This is a genomic window from Streptomyces spinoverrucosus, assembly GCF_006539505.1.
GTDB classification, from domain to species: domain Bacteria; phylum Actinomycetota; class Actinomycetes; order Streptomycetales; family Streptomycetaceae; genus Streptomyces; species Streptomyces spinoverrucosus.
The window spans coordinates 125,590-141,524 of the sequence record NZ_BJND01000003.1; the positions used below are offsets into that span (position 1 = coordinate 125,590).

Annotated in this window: 15 protein-coding genes and 1 pseudogene; 13 read left to right on the plus strand and 3 right to left on the minus strand. The window is 71.6% G+C overall.

From position 1 onward, the window contains the following. Positions 1 to 124: 124 nt before the first annotated feature. Positions 125 to 1,447, minus strand: coding sequence for a S1 family peptidase (locus SSP24_RS01105; protein WP_141306630.1), 1,323 nt, complete (start codon positions 1,445 to 1,447; stop codon positions 125 to 127). Between the two features lie 648 nt (positions 1,448 to 2,095). On the opposite strand from SSP24_RS01105, the gene SSP24_RS01110 reads away from it, so the two are divergent. The 6 genes from SSP24_RS01110 (at position 2,096) to SSP24_RS01135 (ending at position 9,634) form a co-directional block, all read left to right on the plus strand. Continuing rightward, positions 2,096 to 2,311, plus strand: coding sequence for a type A2 lantipeptide (locus SSP24_RS01110; RefSeq protein ID WP_141306631.1), 216 nt, complete (start codon positions 2,096 to 2,098; stop codon positions 2,309 to 2,311). Between the two features lie 105 nt (positions 2,312 to 2,416). Beyond that, on the plus strand, positions 2,417 to 3,223 hold the full coding sequence (locus tag SSP24_RS01115; protein WP_141306632.1) for an HlyD family efflux transporter periplasmic adaptor subunit: 807 nt from the start codon (positions 2,417 to 2,419) through the stop codon (positions 3,221 to 3,223). Next, positions 3,220 to 5,442: an NHLP family bacteriocin export ABC transporter peptidase/permease/ATPase subunit gene (locus tag SSP24_RS01120; RefSeq protein ID WP_141306633.1), complete on the plus strand. Its 2,223-nt coding sequence runs from the start codon at positions 3,220 to 3,222 to the stop codon at positions 5,440 to 5,442. Before SSP24_RS01115 ends, SSP24_RS01120 begins: the two co-directional genes overlap by 4 nt. A 1-nt stretch (position 5,443) precedes the next feature. Next, positions 5,444 to 8,260, plus strand: a complete 2,817-nt coding sequence (locus SSP24_RS01125; protein WP_141306634.1) for an NHLP bacteriocin export ABC transporter permease/ATPase subunit — start codon at positions 5,444 to 5,446, stop codon at positions 8,258 to 8,260. A gap of 104 nt (positions 8,261 to 8,364) precedes the next feature. Continuing rightward, positions 8,365 to 9,372 (plus strand): Ppx/GppA family phosphatase, encoded by a 1,008-nt coding sequence (locus tag SSP24_RS01130; RefSeq protein WP_141306635.1) that lies wholly within the window; start codon positions 8,365 to 8,367, stop codon positions 9,370 to 9,372. Positions 9,373 to 9,427: 55 nt separating this feature from the next. Then, positions 9,428 to 9,634, plus strand: coding sequence for a hypothetical protein (locus tag SSP24_RS01135; protein WP_141306636.1), 207 nt, complete (start codon positions 9,428 to 9,430; stop codon positions 9,632 to 9,634). 9 nt (positions 9,635 to 9,643) lie between these two features. Here SSP24_RS01135 and SSP24_RS01140 read toward each other — a convergent pair whose 3' ends face one another. After that, complete coding sequence (locus SSP24_RS01140) at positions 9,644 to 10,252, minus strand: flavodoxin family protein (protein ID WP_141306637.1); 609 nt, start codon at positions 10,250 to 10,252, stop codon at positions 9,644 to 9,646. 75 nt (positions 10,253 to 10,327) lie between these two features. Here SSP24_RS01140 and SSP24_RS01145 point away from each other — a divergent pair, with 75 nt between their 5' ends. From SSP24_RS01145 to SSP24_RS01155, 3 genes are read left to right on the plus strand one after another with little or no spacing between them, the layout of a single operon-like run. Further along, positions 10,328 to 11,341 (plus strand): iron-containing redox enzyme family protein, encoded by a 1,014-nt coding sequence (locus SSP24_RS01145; protein WP_141306638.1) that lies wholly within the window; start codon positions 10,328 to 10,330, stop codon positions 11,339 to 11,341. A 21-nt stretch (positions 11,342 to 11,362) separates the two neighbouring features. Then, complete coding sequence (locus tag SSP24_RS01150; protein WP_229864806.1) at positions 11,363 to 12,016, plus strand: HemK2/MTQ2 family protein methyltransferase; 654 nt, start codon at positions 11,363 to 11,365, stop codon at positions 12,014 to 12,016. Further along, positions 11,997 to 12,209, plus strand: a complete 213-nt coding sequence (locus SSP24_RS01155; protein WP_141306640.1) for a CDGSH iron-sulfur domain-containing protein — start codon at positions 11,997 to 11,999, stop codon at positions 12,207 to 12,209. Before SSP24_RS01150 ends, SSP24_RS01155 begins: the two co-directional genes overlap by 20 nt. A gap of 137 nt (positions 12,210 to 12,346) precedes the next feature. Here SSP24_RS01155 and SSP24_RS01160 read toward each other — a convergent pair whose 3' ends face one another. Then, positions 12,347 to 12,781 (minus strand): protease inhibitor, encoded by a 435-nt coding sequence (locus SSP24_RS01160; RefSeq protein WP_141306641.1) that lies wholly within the window; start codon positions 12,779 to 12,781, stop codon positions 12,347 to 12,349. 325 nt (positions 12,782 to 13,106) lie between these two features. Between SSP24_RS01160 and abmR the strand changes: the two genes are divergently transcribed. The 4 genes and pseudogenes from abmR to SSP24_RS01180 all read left to right on the plus strand — a co-directional run bounded on the left by abmR (position 13,107) and on the right by SSP24_RS01180 (position 15,854). Continuing rightward, positions 13,107 to 13,661 (plus strand): ATP-binding transcription factor AbmR, encoded by a 555-nt coding sequence (gene abmR / locus SSP24_RS01165; protein ID WP_141306642.1) that lies wholly within the window; start codon positions 13,107 to 13,109, stop codon positions 13,659 to 13,661. 23 nt (positions 13,662 to 13,684) lie between these two features. After that, positions 13,685 to 13,849 (plus strand): annotated as a pseudogene (locus SSP24_RS01170) (cytosine permease); the annotation flags it as partial. A gap of 50 nt (positions 13,850 to 13,899) precedes the next feature. Further along, a complete protein-coding gene (locus SSP24_RS01175; protein WP_141306644.1) occupies positions 13,900 to 14,619 on the plus strand; it encodes an alpha/beta fold hydrolase in 720 nt (239 codons plus the stop codon). 65 nt (positions 14,620 to 14,684) lie between these two features. Then, positions 14,685 to 15,854: an alpha-hydroxy-acid oxidizing protein gene (locus SSP24_RS01180; RefSeq protein WP_141306645.1), complete on the plus strand. Its 1,170-nt coding sequence runs from the start codon at positions 14,685 to 14,687 to the stop codon at positions 15,852 to 15,854. Positions 15,855 to 15,935 lie beyond the last annotated feature (81 nt).

The following is a 15,935-nucleotide window of genomic DNA, read 5'->3' on the forward strand; positions in this document are numbered from 1 at the left end:
ACACGGTCCGGCCCCCGCGAGGGGCGCTGCCCGGCCCTCCGCCGAGGGACACGGTCCAGCCCCCGCCGAGGAACACGGTCCGGCCCCCGCCGAAGGGCCGGACCATCGGACTTGCGACTCCCGATCAGTTGGTGCCGGTCAGCCCGGAGCCGTCCTCGACGCCGGACTGGTCGCCGACACCGGCTTCCTCACCGGCCTGCTCACCGCCGACGGCGTCACCGCCGCCCGCACCGGCCTCTTCACCGGCGCCGTCGCCGACACCTTCACCCGCACCGGCGCCTTCGCCGACGCCCTCACCGGCACCGGCACCCTCACCGGCGCCACCAACGCCCCCCGCGCCCAGCGTCGCGCCGACCGCCGCCAGAGCCGTAGTGACCGGCTGGAAGAACGTCTCGCCGCCGACCGTGCAGTCGCCGCTGCCGCCCGAGGTCAGGCCGATGGCGAGGCCGTCCTGGGTGAACATCGAGCCGCCGCTGTCGCCGGGTTCGGCGCAGACGTTGGTCTGGATGAGGCCGGTGACCGTGCCCTCGGGGTAGTTGACCGTGGCGTCGAGCCCGGTGACCGTGCCGTCGGCGAGGCCGGTGGTGCTGCCCATCCGGAACACCTGCTGGCCGACGGCGGCTTCGGCGGCCTGGAGGATCGGGACGGTCTGCCCGCCGCCGACGTTGACGTCGCTCGGCGCCTGGGTGGCCGGGTCGTTGTACTTCACCAGCGCGAAGTCGCCCTCGCCGGGGAAGACGGCCTGGTCGACGGTGGCGATCGGGGCGCCGTTCTGCGCGTCGGACCACTCGGCGACCGCGACCCCGCAGTGACCGGCCGTCAGGAAGGCCGGGGAGCCGTCGCCCGCGGTGACGTTGAAGCCGAGCGAGCAGCGGGAGCCGCCGCCGAATATCGCGTCGCCGCCGGAGGCGAACGTCTTGAAGGTGCCGGCGGACTTCTGGATGGTCGCCATGCCGGAGCCGAGGCTCTGCACGGTCGACTCCAACGTGTCCCACTTCTCGCCGGTGACCGTGCTGTCGGCGGTGACCCGTATCTTGTTGGTCCTGGGGTCGACGGCCCACGCGGTGCCCGGGATGGTGGCCTCGGTCTTCAGCGTCTGCGCGGCGGACTTCAGTTCGGACGTGCTGTTCTCCACCTGGCGGACCGCGGCGCCGGCCTTCTTGGCCTGGATGATCAGCTGGTTGTTGTCGCCGACCACGTTGACGACGAGCTGCTGGTTGTCGGCGTCGTAGTAGGAGCCGGCGAAGGCGTCGCCCAGCAGCCCGGCAAGCTGCGAGGCGAGGTCCGATGCGTCGCCCGCCTTCAGGGTCTTGGGGGCGGCGGCCGTGTCCTCGGCGCCGTCCTGGGACGCGTTGGCGTTCGGCAGCAGGAGTGCCGCCGCTCCGAGCGCCGCCACGCTGCCCGCCGCGATCGCGGCCTTGCGCTTCGGAATTCGCTTGTGACTCAAGGGTTCTCGACCTCCTGGAGGACGGGGTCCGTGCCACCGTCCCTCGGCAGCTGATAGGGGCGCCTGGATGGCCACTGGTACGCAGGGGGCGCGCGGGACGTTCAATTCCGGTTCGCGGCGCGCCCGTACGGACACTGATTCGGCCATCGCCGGAAGCTTCTTCCGCCCTCTGAGCCTCTGCCGGGCCGATACCGCTGGTAATCGATCAGCGACGGTCCGTTCCGGACGATGAGCGGAATCCTCGCTTCAGCGAATCTGCACATCGAATGCGCAACCAAGTCACCGGCACCCGCGGTTCTGCACAATCTCGCGCCCCGTGGCACGCCTTTGGGGCGGGAGTGCCGGATTCCGCGAGCGGACGGCAAGGGGTCGGTGCGGGGCGATGCCGGGCGGCATGTGAAGAAGTCGCCTACAAGCCGTGGGCACACCTGCACGGATGGGGGCTGGTGTGACTCAAGTGCCCTGATGAGGCCGCTGATTGATTGGAAGCCCACGGTCGCCGCGTGCTTTGATCCATCGCACCGCGGGGTCCGCGAAGGGCTCCCCGGCCAGGGGCGCTGCCTGGCGCCCGCGGTCGCGGCCGTCCATCTGTCCCCAGAGGGGGCCGCTCCCCCCTTGTGAAATTGCCATACGAAGGGAAGTTCCATCATGAACTCCACCCCCCAGGTTGAGACCGTCGAGATCTCCGACGCCGAGCTCGACAACGTCTCCGGCGGCCTCTCCGTGAACGCCGTGAACACCGTCGTCGGCGCGGTGGATGGCATCGCCCCGGTTTCCGGCCTGGTCGACACGGCCGTCGGCACCGTCGAGGGTGTCACCGGTCTGAACACCGCCCCGGTCACCAACCTGGTCGCCGGTCTCTGATCGCACACCAGTGCCGCTGAGTCCCGGAGCCGCCTCCCGGCTCCGGGGCTCTTCGGATGTCGTAACGGGATGTCGTAACGCTCTTCACCCGGTGAGGGAAATTCCGTGCAGTTCCGCCAACAGGCCCTCGCCAAGCTCCAGTCACCGGAGGAACTCGACCTGCCGGTGCGCCTCGCCCGCCCGCAGGGCTGGCTCGTGCTGTCCGTGACCGTGGTCGCGATGGCCGCCACGTCCGTGTGGGCCGTGACCGGCTCGGTGACCTCCACGGTGAGCGCGCCCGCCATCCTCACCCACGGCGAGGGCAGTTACGTCCTGCAGAGCCCGGTCGCGGGCCAGGTCACCGCGATCCTCGCCGAGGAAGGCGAGCGGCTCCCCGCCAACTCGCCCGTGCTGAAGGTCCGTACGAACGACGGCGAGACTGTCGTGCGCACCATCGCCGCCGGCCGCCTCACCGCGCTCGCCGCCACCATCGGCCAGATCATCGCCACCGGCGCGAACGTCGCCGCCGTCGAGAAGGTCGCCGACGCGGACGACCCGCTGTACGCCACGGTGTACGTGCCCGCCGAGAACGCCGGCTCCATCCCCGCGAACGCGGCCGTGGACCTGACCGTGCAGACGGTCCCCACCCAGGAGTACGGCGTCCTGCGCGGCCATGTGAAGTCCGTGGACCGCTCCCCGCAGTCGCCGCAGGAGATCGCCGCGTTCCTCGGCGACAGCCAGCTCGGCGAGCAGTTCACCAAGGACGGCCGCCCGGTCGCCGTACTGGTCCGCCTCGACAAGTCGTCCGGCACCGAGAGCGGCTACAAGTGGTCGTCGGCGGACGGACCGCCGTACCCCCTCACCTCCATGACGATGGCCACGGGCTCGATCCGGCTGGCCGGTCAGCGTCCCGTCGATTGGCTGCTGCCGTGACCACCGCCGCACCGGAAACCCGGGGCCGGCGCCGGGCCGCCCCGCCCAAGCGCACCGTCCCCAAGGGCCGCCGCAAGACCGTCCGCACCCCCACCGTGCTCCAGATGGAGGCCGTCGAGTGCGGCGCCGCTTCCCTCGCCATGGTGCTCGGCCACTACGGCAAGCATGTCCCGCTGGAGGAGCTGCGCATCGCCTGCGGTGTCTCCCGCGACGGCTCGCGCGCCAGCAATCTGCTGAAGGCGGCGCGCAGTTACGGCCTGACCGCCAAGGGCATGCAGATGGACCTGGCCGCCCTCGCCGAGGTGAAAGTGCCGGCCATCCTGTTCTGGGAGTTCAACCACTACGTCGTCTACGACGGCATGGGCCGCCGCTTCGGCCGCCGCGGGGTGTTCATCAACGACCCCGGCAAGGGCCGACGTTTCGTGCCGATGGAGGACTTCGACGGCAGCTTCACCGGCGTCGTCCTCACGATGGAGCCCGGCGACGGCTTCACGCGGGGCGGGCGCAAGCCGGGCGTCTGGGGCGCGATGCCCGCCCGGCTGCGCGGCACCGCAGGCACCATGCCGGCCGCCGTGCTGGCGAGCCTGCTGCTGGTGGTGGTCGGCGCGGCCGTGCCCGCGCTCAGCCGGACCTACATCGACATGTTCCTGATCGGCGGGCAGACCTCGCTGCTGAACGTGCTGTTCGCGTCCATGGGCGCCTGTGTGCTGCTCACGCTGGTGCTGACCTGGCTGCAACAGGCCAACCTGCACCACGGCCGCATCATCTCCTCCACCCTCTCCAGCGCCCGCTTCCTGCGCCATCTGCTGCGCCTGCCGGTCACCTTCTTCTCCCAGCGCAGCCCCGCCGACCTGGTGCAGCGCCTGCAGTCCAACGACGCGGTGGCCGAGACGCTGGCGCGTGACCTGGCGGCGGCGGGCGTGGACGCGGTGGTCGTCGTGCTCTACGCCGTGCTCCTCTACACCTACGACCCGCAGCTCACCTTCGTCGGCATCGGCGTGGCGCTGCTGAACATCGTCGCCATGCGGGTGGTCATCCGCCTGCGCGCGACCCGTACGGCCAAGCTGCGCGCGGACAACGCCCGGCTCACCAACACCGCGTACACCGGTCTTCAGCTGATCGAGACGATGAAGGCGACCGGCGGCGAGGACGGCTACTTCCGCAAGTGGGCCGGACAGCACGCCACCACCTTGGAGGAACAGCAGCGGCTCGGCGTGCCGAGCGCCTGGCTGGGCGTGGTCGCGCCGACGCTCGCCACGCTGAACAGCGCGCTGATCCTGTGGATCGGCGGCATGCGCGCGATCGAGGGCCATATCTCCGTCGGCCTGCTGGTCGCCTTCCAGGCGCTGGTCACCCGTTTCACCGCCCCGCTGACCCGGCTCAACGGCGTCGCGGGCCGCATCCAGGACTTCGCGGCGGACGTGGCCCGGCTGAAGGACGTGGAGAACTTCCGCACCGACCCGCTGTACGACCGGGCGGGCGGCGACTCCACCCGCCGTCTGCACGGCCACGTCGAGCTGCAGAACATCACCTTCGGCTACAGCCCCCTCGACAAGCCCCTGCTCACCGGCTTCGACCTGACCGTCGGGCCGGGTCAGCAGGTCGCGCTCGTCGGCGGCTCGGGCAGCGGCAAGTCGACGGTCTCCCGGCTGATCTCGGGCCTGTACACGCCGTGGGAGGGCGTGATCCGTATCGACGGGCAGCGCCTTGAGGACATCCCGCGCGGTGCGCTCGCGGCCTCCGTGTCCTTCGTCGACCAGGACGTGTTCCTGTTCGAGGGCTCGGTCCGGGACAACGTGGCGCTGTGGGACCCGTCCATCCCCGACGAGGCGGTGGTGGAGGCGCTGAAGGACGCCGCGCTCCACGACGTCGTGCTGCGCCGCCCCGGCGGCATCCACAGCCGGGTCGAGCAGGACGGCCGCAACTTCTCCGGCGGCCAGCGCCAACGCCTGGAGATCGCCCGGGCGTTGGTGCGCCGGCCCAGCATCCTCGTGCTGGACGAGGTGACCAGCGCGCTCGACGCCGAGACCGAGCTGGCCGTCATGGACAACCTGCGCCGGCGCGGCTGCGCCTGCGTGGTGATCGCACACCGGCTCAGCACCGTGCGGGACAGCGACGAGATCGTCGTACTCCAGCACGGCACGATCGTGGAGCGCGGCCGGCACGACGAGCTGGTGGCGCGCGGCGGCGCGTACGCGGCGCTGGTCAGGGAGCGGTGAGATGACGACCGTGCACGGCGACGACTACGTCCTCGGCGCCCTCGGCTCGGTGGGCACGCCCATCGACTGCGCCGGGTTCAGCCGCCTGGACCTTCAGGGGCCGCAGGTGCTGTGGCTGGTCGCGGCGGGTGCCCTCGACCTGTTCGCGGTGGACGCCGCCCAGCAGGGCCACTGGCACCACCTCGGCCGCTTGGAGGCGGGCTCGCTGCTGCTCGGCCCGGTCGCGGGCCCGCAGCACACGCTGATCGCCCGCCCGGTGCGGGACTGCGTGGTGCACCGCATCGGGCTGCGCGAGTTGTACCAGCCCGCGCAGACGCAGACGTGGTCGTACGACGAGTACGGCAACCCCCAGTACGTGCCGCCCACGACGAGCCCGCTGGAGTACGCCCTCGCGCTCGGCGTCGGCCGCGGCCTGTCGATCCTCTTCCAGGCGCCGACGGCCGGTGAGCGGGCCGCCGAGATGACCGACGACGACGTGTTCTGGATGCAGGTGCCGCCCGGCAGCGTCCAGTACGGCTCGCTCTACGGCGCGGAGGCGGCCGCCGACCTGTTGATGGACCCGGCGGTCTGGCAGAGCATGGTCGATCAGCAGTACCGCCTGCTGACCACGCTGGACCGCTGGATCGAGCAGCTGGAGCGCACCCACGAGACGCGTACGGCCGCCGGTATCAAGGCCGGTGAGCAGGTACGCGCGCAGGCCGACCGGACGCTGCTCGCGGCGATCGGCAAGCCGTCGGCCAAGCGCACGACGGCCGCCGACGCGGACGCCACGTACGCGGTGTGCAAGCTCGTCGCCGGGGCGGCCGGGATCGTCCTCGCCGACCCCGGGCACGGCGGCACCGAGAGCGACCGTCTCGACCCGGTCGAGCGCATCGCCCTCGCCTCGCGCGTCCGTACCCGCGCGGTGCGGCTGGACGGCAGTTGGTGGCGCGACAACGTGGGCCCGCTGGTGGGCCACCGGGCCCTGTCGGGGGCGCCGGTCGCGCTGCTGTGGCGGCGTGGCGGCTATGTGGCGGTGCATCCGGCGACCGGACGCGAGACGCCGATCGAGAAGGCCAACGCGCCGGAGTTCGAGCCGCGCGCGGTGATGTTCTACCGGCCGCTGCCGGAACGCCCGCTGGGCCCGCTCGGGTTGCTGCGCTTCTGCATGCGGGGCACGCGCGGGGATGTGATCGGGCTGGTGCTCAGCGGGCTGGTGACGGTGGCGATCGGCGCGCTGGTGCCCATCGCGACCGGCAAGGTGCTGGGTGAGTTCGTGCCGAAGGCGCAGGCGGGGCTGATCGCGCAGGTCTGTCTGGCGGTGATGGTCAGCAGTGTCGCGGCGGCGGCCTTCATGCTGCTGCAGAACATGACCATCCTGCGCCTGGAGGGCCGTATCGAGGCAACGCTCCAACCGGCGGTGTGGGACCGGCTGCTGAGGCTCCCGACGAAGTTCTTCACCGGCCGCTCCACCGGTGAGCTGGCCAGTGCGGCCATGGGCATCAGCGCGATTCGGCGACTGCTCGCGGGAGTCGGCCCGACCGTCGCCCAGTCCGTCACCGTCGGTGCGATGAATCTGGGTCTGCTGCTCTGGTACAGCGTGCCGATGGCGCTGGCCGCGATGGGCATGCTCGTCGTCATCGCCGGTGTCTTCCTCGGGCTCGGGCTGTGGCAGGTGCGCTGGCAGCGGCGCCTGACGGTGCTCACCAACAAGCTGAACAACCAGGCGTTCCAGACCCTGCGCGGCCTGCCCAAGCTGCGGGTGGCGGCGGCCGAGAACTACGCCTACGCCGCCTGGGCGCGGGAGTTCGCGCGCAGCCGTGAGCTCCAGCAGCGCCTCGGCCGCATCAAGAACCTCACCACCGTGCTCGGCGCGATCTATCTGCCGCTGTGCTCGCTGCTGATGTTCATGCTGCTCGCGGGTCCGGCGCGGGGCTCGATGTCCGCCGCCGCCTTCCTCGCCTTCAACACCTCGGTGACGATGCTGCTCACCTCGGTCACGCAGATCACGGGCGCGTTTGTGTCGCTGGTGGCCGCGCTGCCGCTGTACGAGCAGATCAAGCCGGTGCTCCGGGCGACGCCGGAGGTGCGCACGGCCAGCACCCGGCCGGGCCCGCTGACCGGCGCCGTCGAGGCGCGGCGCCTGTCGTTCCGTTACTCCGACGACGGGCCGCTGGTCCTGGACGACGTGTCGTTCGAGGTGCGGGCGGGTGAGTTCGTGGCGATCGTCGGGCCGTCCGGCTGCGGCAAGTCGACGCTGCTGCGGCTGCTGATCGGCTTCGACAAGCCGGTCTCCGGGAGTGTCCTCTACGACGGCCAGGACCTGGCGGCGCTCGACCAGTCGGCCGTACGGCGGCAGTGCGGGGTGGTGCTCCAGCACGCGCAGCCGTTCACCGGGTCGATCCTGGACGTCATCTGCGGCACCGAGCCGTACACGCCGGAGGAGGCGATGGCGGCGGCCGAGATGGCGGGCCTCGCCGAGGACATCAAGCGCATGCCCATGGGCCTGCACACGATCGTCGCGGGCAACGGGGCCATCTCCGGCGGCCAGCGGCAGCGGCTGATGATCGCGCAGGCGCTGATCCGCCGCCCGCGCATCCTCTTCTTCGACGAGGCGACCAGCGCCCTCGACAACGAGACGCAGCGCAAGGTCATCGAGAGCACCAAGGCCCTCAACGCCACCCGCATCGTCATCGCCCACCGCCTGTCGACGGTGCTGGACGCCGACCGCGTGATCGTGATGGAGGACGGCAAGGTCGCCCAGCAGGGGCCGCCGGCAGAGTTGCTCGCCGACACGGGCGGGCGGCTGCACGAACTGGTGCGGCGGCAGTTGGCGTAGTCGGTCCCTGCCGGGGGGCGCCCCTCCGGCGTACTGGCGCACTTCGGGCGGCGCACGGGTGTGGAGACCGTTGGAGTGCGGCGTAATCGGGTACCCGCCAGGCCATGCGAATCAGCGTGGTGGATGTGGGGTCGAACACCGTCCGGCTGGTGGTGGCGGACGCCGAGGACGGAGTGCCGCTGCCGGTGCACACCGCCAAGTGGCGGCTGCGCCTGTCCGAGTACGTCAAGCCCGGGGGCGCGATCCCCGAGGAGGCCGTCGAACGACTGGCGGAGGCGGTCGCCGAGGCGAGGCGTACGTCGGCCCAGTGGGGTTCGGCGAGTCCGCTGGGCTTCGCCACGGCGGTGGTCCGCGGCGCCCCGAACCGTCTGGAGGTGCTGCGCACCGTCCGGACGCGGGCCGGAGTGGAGCTGTGCACCCTGCCCGGCGAGGTGGAGGCCGAGCTGACGTTCCTCGGCGCCCGGCGCTGGATGGGCTGGCGGTCGGGGCCGCTGGCGCTGCTGGACATCGGTGGCGGCTCGCTCGAAGTGGCCTTCGGGCGGGGGCGGTTGCCGGACTTCGTGGCCTCGCTGCCGCTCGGCGCGGGACGCCTGACCCACGAGTTCTTCGCGGAGCAGGATCCGCCGTCGCCGGAACAGGTACGGGCGCTGCGCCGCAAGGTCCGGCACCAGCTGCGGGACGTCGGGTCGCGGATCCGCTGGGAGGGGCCGCGGTCGGCGGTGGTCACCTCGCGGACTTTCCAGCAGCTGGGCCGCCTGTGCGGTGCCGCGCCGGGGCGGTACGGGCCCTTCGTCGAGCGGCGGCTGCGGCGCGCCGACCTGCGGGAGGCGGTCGCCCGGCTGGCCGCCCTCCCCGCCGCCGAGCGGGCGCAGCTCCCGGGCATCTCCGCACCGCGCGCCATGCAGAGCCTGGCCGGGGCGGTGGTCGGGCACACGGCGATGAAGGTGACCGGGCTGAAGACGGTCACCGTGTGCCCGTGGGCGATCCGCGAGGGCGTCCTGCTGCGGCACATCGAGGACGGTGCGTCCTGGTGGGCGGAGGTCTGCCGGCTCAGCGAGGAGGCCGTGCCGCCGGACCCGGTACCGCTGCGGATCGCGTCCGCCACGTCCTGACTTCTCGGCCTCGCCCACTGCTCAGATCTCTCAGGCCTCTCAGGAAGGAGCCACCGTGACCAAGAGCGACCAGAACGGCAAGCACCCCGAGGACAAGAACCCCGAGGAGCACGCCGAAACCGCCCGCGAGAAGGTCCTGCGCGAGATCCGGGACGCCAAGCCCCGCGACGCGCAGTCCCCGGAGGAATCCGGGCACCGGGGCGAGGCCGGGGACGCGATCACGCCCAACACGGAGGCGCAGGAGCAGTCACAGGGAGACTGACGAACGCTCCTACCCGGGCGGCGCCCCCACCGGCTGTGCGGCCAGCGCGCGGGCCACTCCGGTCAGGTTGGCCGCCATCGCGCGGCCCGTGCGGTGGGACCAGTCGCGGCCGCGTTCGTCGTCGAGGTAGTCGGGGCCGGGGCCCGGGCCGAGGTGCCAGTAGGTCCACGCCTGGCCGGGGATCGTGTAGCCGATGTCGGCGAGGGCGCCGGAGATCTCGCTGATGACGTGGTGCGCGCCGTCCTCGTTGCCGGTGACGACCACCCCGGCGACCCGGTTGTAGGCGACGGGCCTGCCCTCGTCGTCGGTCTCGGACAGCATCGCGTCCATCCGCTCCAGCACCCGCTGGGCGACGGACGACGGCCGGCCGAGCCAGGTCGGCGAGGCGACGACCAGGATCCGGGACTGGAGCAGCTTGTCGTGGACGCCCGGCCAGGCGTCGCCCTCGCGCATCGGCTCACTCGTCACGCCCGGCGCGATGTCCAGATCGACGGCGCGCAGCAGCTCGACCTCCACACCGTCCTTCTCCAGCTGCTCGACGACGACCCGGGCCAGCGCCTCGGTGTTCGAGGGCTCCGGGGACGGCTTGAGCGTGCAGTTGATCACTAGTGCCTTCATGGGGCTCAGGGGTACCCGTGAAGCCGGGTGCCAGTCGGGTGGGAGGACCGCTGTCACCCGGGTACTCGCTCCCGCATGAGGCACGACCACCAGGAACCACGGCTGCCGTCCGCCCGCGGCCCGCTGTCCGCCGCAGTCATGGAGTACCTGCGGGGTACGGGTCCGCTGCCCGGCGACGAGGAGATCGCGGGCGCGGCCGCGTACGGCGACGACGTCCAGCTTGCCCTCTACCTCTGCTACGAACTCCACTACCGAGGCTTCGCGGGCGTGCCCGAGGACCGCGAGTGGGACCCCGACCTGCTGCGCACCCGCGCCGCACTGGAGGACCGCTTCCTGACCGCCCTGCGGGCAGACACGCCGGTGCACGACGGCGTCGAGGAGGCCCTCGCGGAGATCCTCGTCGAGCCGGTCGACGGCACCGGCGTCACCCACTACCTGCGCGACAAGGGCGAGCTGTGGCAACTGCGCGAGTACGCGGCCCAGCGCTCCCTGTACCACCTCAAGGAGGCGGATCCGCACGCCTGGGTGCTGCCTCGGCTGTGGGGCAGGGCGAAGGCGGCGATGGCGGCGGTGGAGTTCGACGAGTTCGGCGGCGGCCGCGCCGACCGGGTCCACGCCCGCCTGTTCGCCGACCTCATGACGGACCTGGGCCTGGACACGACGTACGGGCACTACCTCGACGGGGCCTGCGCCGAGGCCCTCACCACGGTGAACCTCATGTCCCTGTTCGGCCTGCACCGCTCCCTGCGAGGTGCCCTGGTGGGCCACTTCGCCGCCGTGGAGGTCACCTCGTCACCGGGTTCCCGGCGGCTCGCCGAGGCCATGCGCCGGACCGGGGCGGGACCGGCCGCCGAGCACTTCTACGACGAGCACGTGGAGGCCGACGCCGTCCACGAGCAGGTCGTTCGGCACGACGTCATCGGCGGCTTGCTGGAAGAGGAACCGTGGCTGGCCTGCGACATCGCCTTCGGTATCGACGCCACGGGGTATGTCGAGGACCGCCTCGCCGAGCGCCTGCTCACCGGCTGGCGGGCGGGGAAGTCGTCGATGCGCACCCCGCTCCCATCCGAAAAATCCCATATTTCCTGAATACCGGGGTACCTGGCCGGAGTGAAGCCTCTGGTGCCGCCCGGCGTCTACACGCCCCAGGAAGACACCGCCCTGCTGGCCGAGGCCCTGTCCGAGGAGACGCTCGCGCAGGGTGTGGACGTGCTCGACGTGGGCACCGGCACGGGCGCGCTGGCGCTGCATGCCGCGCGGCGTGGGATGCGGGTGACGGCCGTAGACGTGTCGTGGCGGGCGGTGGTCGCGGCCCGGATCAACGCCTGGCTGTCCAGGGTGCCGGTCCGCATCCTGCACGGGAACCTCTTCGACCCCGTGCGCGGACAGACGTTCGACCTGATTCTGGCCAACCCGCCGTACGTGCCCGCGCCGGACGGGCGCTCGACGCCGCGCGGTACGGCCCGGGCGTGGGACGCGGGCCGCGACGGCCGGCTGGTCCTGGACCGGATCTGCCGGGAGGCGCCCGCCCTGCTGCGCCCGGGCGGAGTCCTGCTGGTCGTCCACTCGGCCCTCAGCGGACCCGAGCGGACCCTGGAGCTGCTGCGCGCGGCGGGCCTGAAGTCGAGCGTGATCCGTCGTCGCCGGATCGCCTTCGGTCCCGTACTGCGGGAGCGACAGGGCTGGCTGCGGGAGCGGGGGCTGCTGTCCGCCGCCGAGGACAAGGAAGAGCTGGTGGTCGTCCGTGCCGAACTCCCCGTCTGACGCCCCGCGCCGGATCACCGTCCAGCGCCGTGGCCCCCTGCTGGTGGAGGGCCCGGTGGAAGTGGAGCTGGAGGACGGTACGACCGTTTCCTCCGACCGCTTCCGGGTCGCGCTGTGCACCTGCCGGCGCAGCCGCCGCTACCCCTGGTGCGACACCAGCCACCGGGACCGGGCGCAGCCGTCCGACGAGTGATCCCAGGGGTCGGCGGGCGGCCCCACTCCGCCCGGCCGACCCCTGGGGCGAGACCACAGGGTCCCCGCGACGACGGCCCGCACTCCCCAACTGCGGGTCGCTCGCGGCATTCACGGAGACCATGCGATCCCGGTCCCTCAGAACGCGAAGACGCTCGCCCCGTACGAGTTCTTCACGCACTCGTTACCGAAGGTGCGCTCATAGGAGACGTACTGGCCCTGCCAGACCCCGTCGACCCGGACGACCACGGGGTTGTATTCCCGGGTGCACCACACGCCAGTTTTGCTCTCCAGGGCGTCGAAGTTCCCGTCGACACCGCGCAGTTCGGCACAGGCCGCGGCGGCGTTCGGGTGCGTACCGGAAGCCGTCGGGGCGCAGTTCAGCGTCACCGCGCGCTCGGGGGTGACGGTGGCCGAGCTCTCGCCGTGGCCCGTGGTGAGCACCAGGGCGGACGGGGCGTAGAGCGAGGCCGGTGTGGCGGCGGGGGCGGCGTGCGCGGCTCCGGTCAGGGGTCCGCAGACGGCTGTGGCCGTGAGGCCGAGGGTCGCTGCCCAGCGCGCGGGGTTCCGCATTGTGTGCATCCTTCCGCTCGATTGCATGAGTCGCCGGACCGGCTTGTGGTCGGTGCCCGACCGGCGAGCGCGAGTCTGCCGAGTCCGGCGCCGAAACTCACCTCCACCCCACGTGTTTCAGTAACATTGCGTGTTGAAACAGTGGCGTGAAGTCACGGAATTCGAACGTTACAACCGGCCCGGGACGCGGCTCTTGATCGCCCCGCGTGGCCGGATGGCTGGATCTCTGCGGTTCTTTAATCGGCCTGAAACATTCCGGATGCGCCTTGAGCGTAGTCCGTTTTGACCCCTTGTGTTCATGGGCGGGCCGCGTAATGGTCATTACATGATTACGAAAGACCAGCAAGAGAAACTGCGCGGCTGGTTCGCCGGCCGGCTGCCCGACGACCTCTTCGAGGAACTGACCGAGGTGACGGTCGACCGCGAGGAGATCACCGTGATCGGCCGTATCCTCGAACCCCGGCTGGCGGAGGACGCCTCGTCGGGTGAGCGGGAGGCGGCCGTACAGGGGCGTATCGAGGAGTTCCGGGAACGCACGCGGGAGGACCGGATCGCGGTGGCCCGCGAGGCCGAGCACCGGTTCCGCCGGAAGGTGTCCTGGGGCGTGGAGTGCGGCGGGCAGCGGGCGCTGTTCACGCACATCGCGGCACCGGTCATGACCCGACTGCGGCAGCCCGAACGCCAGGTCCTGGACACCCTGATCGCCGGCGGCGTCGCCCGCAGCCGCAGCGACGCGCTCGCCTGGTGCGTGCGCCTGGTCCAACGCCACACCGACGACTGGCTGACCGAACTACGGGACTCCCTCGAACACGTCCAACGCGTACGGTCGCAGGGACCCGACGCCGAGCCCCCGAAGGAGACCACCAAGGATGGAGAGTGATCGATGACGGTGGTCGAATCGCCCGAGGCTGGTACGACCCGGAGGCGCGACAGGTCTTCAACCGCCGCCAGCGGGGCGGCCGTTACTGGTTCGCGCACGGCTGGAACTGGCGCGGCATGACCGCGCGGTGGGTCTTCGCGGTCATCGGCGTGCTGTTCACCAACATCCCGGCCAGTTCGTGGGCTCCCCGTGCCGCCGATCACCGGCGATTGTCAGTGCCCCGCGCTACGTTGCCGCCATGACCGAATTCGTGCTTGTGGCAGGTGCGTGGCTGGGGGCGTGGGCGTGGGACGAGGTGGCGGGGGAGCTGCGGGGGGCCGGGTACGGGGTGCATCCGCTGACCCTGTCCGGTCTCGCCGAGAAGCGGGGCGTGCCGGCCGGGCAGCAGACCCATGTCCAGGACATCGTCGACGAGGTCGAGCGTCTGGACCTGCGGGACGTCGTGCTCGTCGGGCACAGTTACTCCGGTGTCCCGGCCGGCCAGGCCGCCGAGCGGATCGGCGACCGGCTGGCCCGGGTGGTGTTCGTGGACGCCAACGTCCCCGTCGACGGGGAGACCTTCCTGTCGGGGTGGCCGAGCGATCCCGTGCGGGCGGCGATCGAGAAGCACGACGGCTTCTGGCCGCCCCTCACCGCCGACGACTGCGCGGGCCAGGATCTGACGGACGACCAGATCGCCAGACTCCTGCGGGACGCGACCCCGCATCCCGGCGCGACGCTCACCGAACCGGCGGTCCTGACCCGCTCCCTCGCCGAGCTGCCGACGACGTACATCAAGTGTCTGCTCGACGGGGAGGAACCCCTGGATCCCGTGCGCGAGTTGCTCGGCAGTGAGCGCTGGGAGCTGGTGCGAATGGACACCGGGCACTGGCCGATGCTCTCCCGGCCGCGCGAACTGGCCGAGATCCTGCATCAGTCGGCTGGGAGGGAGGGAGTGAGGGTTCACCGCTGGACGTGACCTGCCCTTACTCGCCAGTATCGTCGGGACGACGCGGCTCGACGGCGAGAGGCGGGGACCTGGCGATGGCGAAGCACTGGGCCGACTTCCAGTACGAGATCTATCTGAACGGGATGACGGGAGCCGTACCCCGGCTGCCCACCGATCTGACCCGGCTGGAGGAGCTCACCGCGCAGCGGCTCGGCCCCGGACCCGTCGGCTACGTCGCGGGCAGCGCCGGCGACGGCAGCACGGCCCGCGCCAACCGGGCGGCCCTGCGACGCCGTCGGATCGTGCCACGCATGCTGCGGGCCGTGCACGAGCGGGATCTGTCGGTCGAGGTGCTGGGCCGCGCGCTGCCCGCGCCGCTGGCACTGGCGCCGGTCGGCGTGCTGTCGATCATGCACCCGGACGCGGAGTGCGCCGCCGCCCGGGCGGCCGCCGCGCAGGGCGTGCCGTATGTGCTGTCGTCGGCGTCCAGCACGCCCATCGAGCAGGTCGCGGAGGCGATGGGCGACGCCGAGCGCTGGTTCCAGCTGTACTGGGCCAAGGACCGCGAGGTGACCCGGAGTTTCCTCAACCGAGCGAAGGCGGCCGGGTTCAGCGTCCTGGTCGTCACGCTGGACACACCGCTGCTCGCCTGGCGGCCCCGCGACCTGGACCAGGCGTATCTGCCGTTCCTGCACGGGGTGGGCACCGCCAACTACTTCTCGGACCCGGCGTTCCAGGCTGGCCTCGCCAAGCCGGTGCACGAGGATCCGAACGCGGCGGTGATGCACTTCGTCGGCATGTTCGCCGACCCCGCCAAGACCTGGCCGGACCTGGCGTTCCTGCGGGAGAACTGGGACGGCCCGATCGTCCTGAAGGGCGTCCTGCACCCCGACGACGCCCGGCAGGCCGTCGACGCCGGAATGGACGGCGTGGTGGTGTCCAACCACGGCGGCCGACAGGTGGCCGGTGCCATCGCGGCCGCCGACGCGCTGCCCGGCGTCGTGGCGGCGGTCGGCGACCGGCTGACGGTGCTGTTCGACAGCGGGGTGCGCACCGGTGACGACGTCTTCAAGGCGCTCGCGCTCGGCGCGCGGGCGGTCCTGGTCGGACGGCCGTACGTCTACGGTCTCGCGCTCGACGGTCAGGCGGGCGTGGAGCACGTGATCCGCTGCCTGCTCGCCGAACTCGACCTCACCCTCGCCCTGTCGGGCCACGCCACACCCGGGACCGTCGGCGCGGCGGACCTCGTGGAGGATCCCGCCTGATAGCAATCAAAACGGATGCAAAACGGACGTAAACGCGAAACCCTGGCCGACACGGAACGTCGGCCAGGGCCACGGGCACGG

Bases quoted from the DNA above. Each gene is read 5' to 3' on its own strand.
- SSP24_RS01110 (WP_141306631.1), top strand. From the start codon at position 2,096: ATGAACTCCACCCCCCAGGTTGAGACCGTCGAGATCTCCGACGCCGAG.
- SSP24_RS01125 (WP_141306634.1), top strand. From the start codon at position 5,444: ATGACGACCGTGCACGGCGACGACTACGTCCTCGGCGCCCTCGGCTCG.
- SSP24_RS01130 (WP_141306635.1), top strand. From the start codon at position 8,365: ATGCGAATCAGCGTGGTGGATGTGGGGTCGAACACCGTCCGGCTGGTG.
- SSP24_RS01140 (WP_141306637.1), bottom strand. From the start codon at position 10,252: ATGAAGGCACTAGTGATCAACTGCACGCTCAAGCCGTCCCCGGAGCCC.
- SSP24_RS01145 (WP_141306638.1), top strand. From the start codon at position 10,328: ATGAGGCACGACCACCAGGAACCACGGCTGCCGTCCGCCCGCGGCCCG.
- SSP24_RS01160 (WP_141306641.1), bottom strand. From the start codon at position 12,781: ATGCGGAACCCCGCGCGCTGGGCAGCGACCCTCGGCCTCACGGCCACA.
- abmR (WP_141306642.1), top strand. From the start codon at position 13,107: ATGATTACGAAAGACCAGCAAGAGAAACTGCGCGGCTGGTTCGCCGGC.
- SSP24_RS01175 (WP_141306644.1), top strand. From the start codon at position 13,900: ATGACCGAATTCGTGCTTGTGGCAGGTGCGTGGCTGGGGGCGTGGGCG.
- SSP24_RS01180 (WP_141306645.1), top strand. From the start codon at position 14,685: ATGGCGAAGCACTGGGCCGACTTCCAGTACGAGATCTATCTGAACGGG.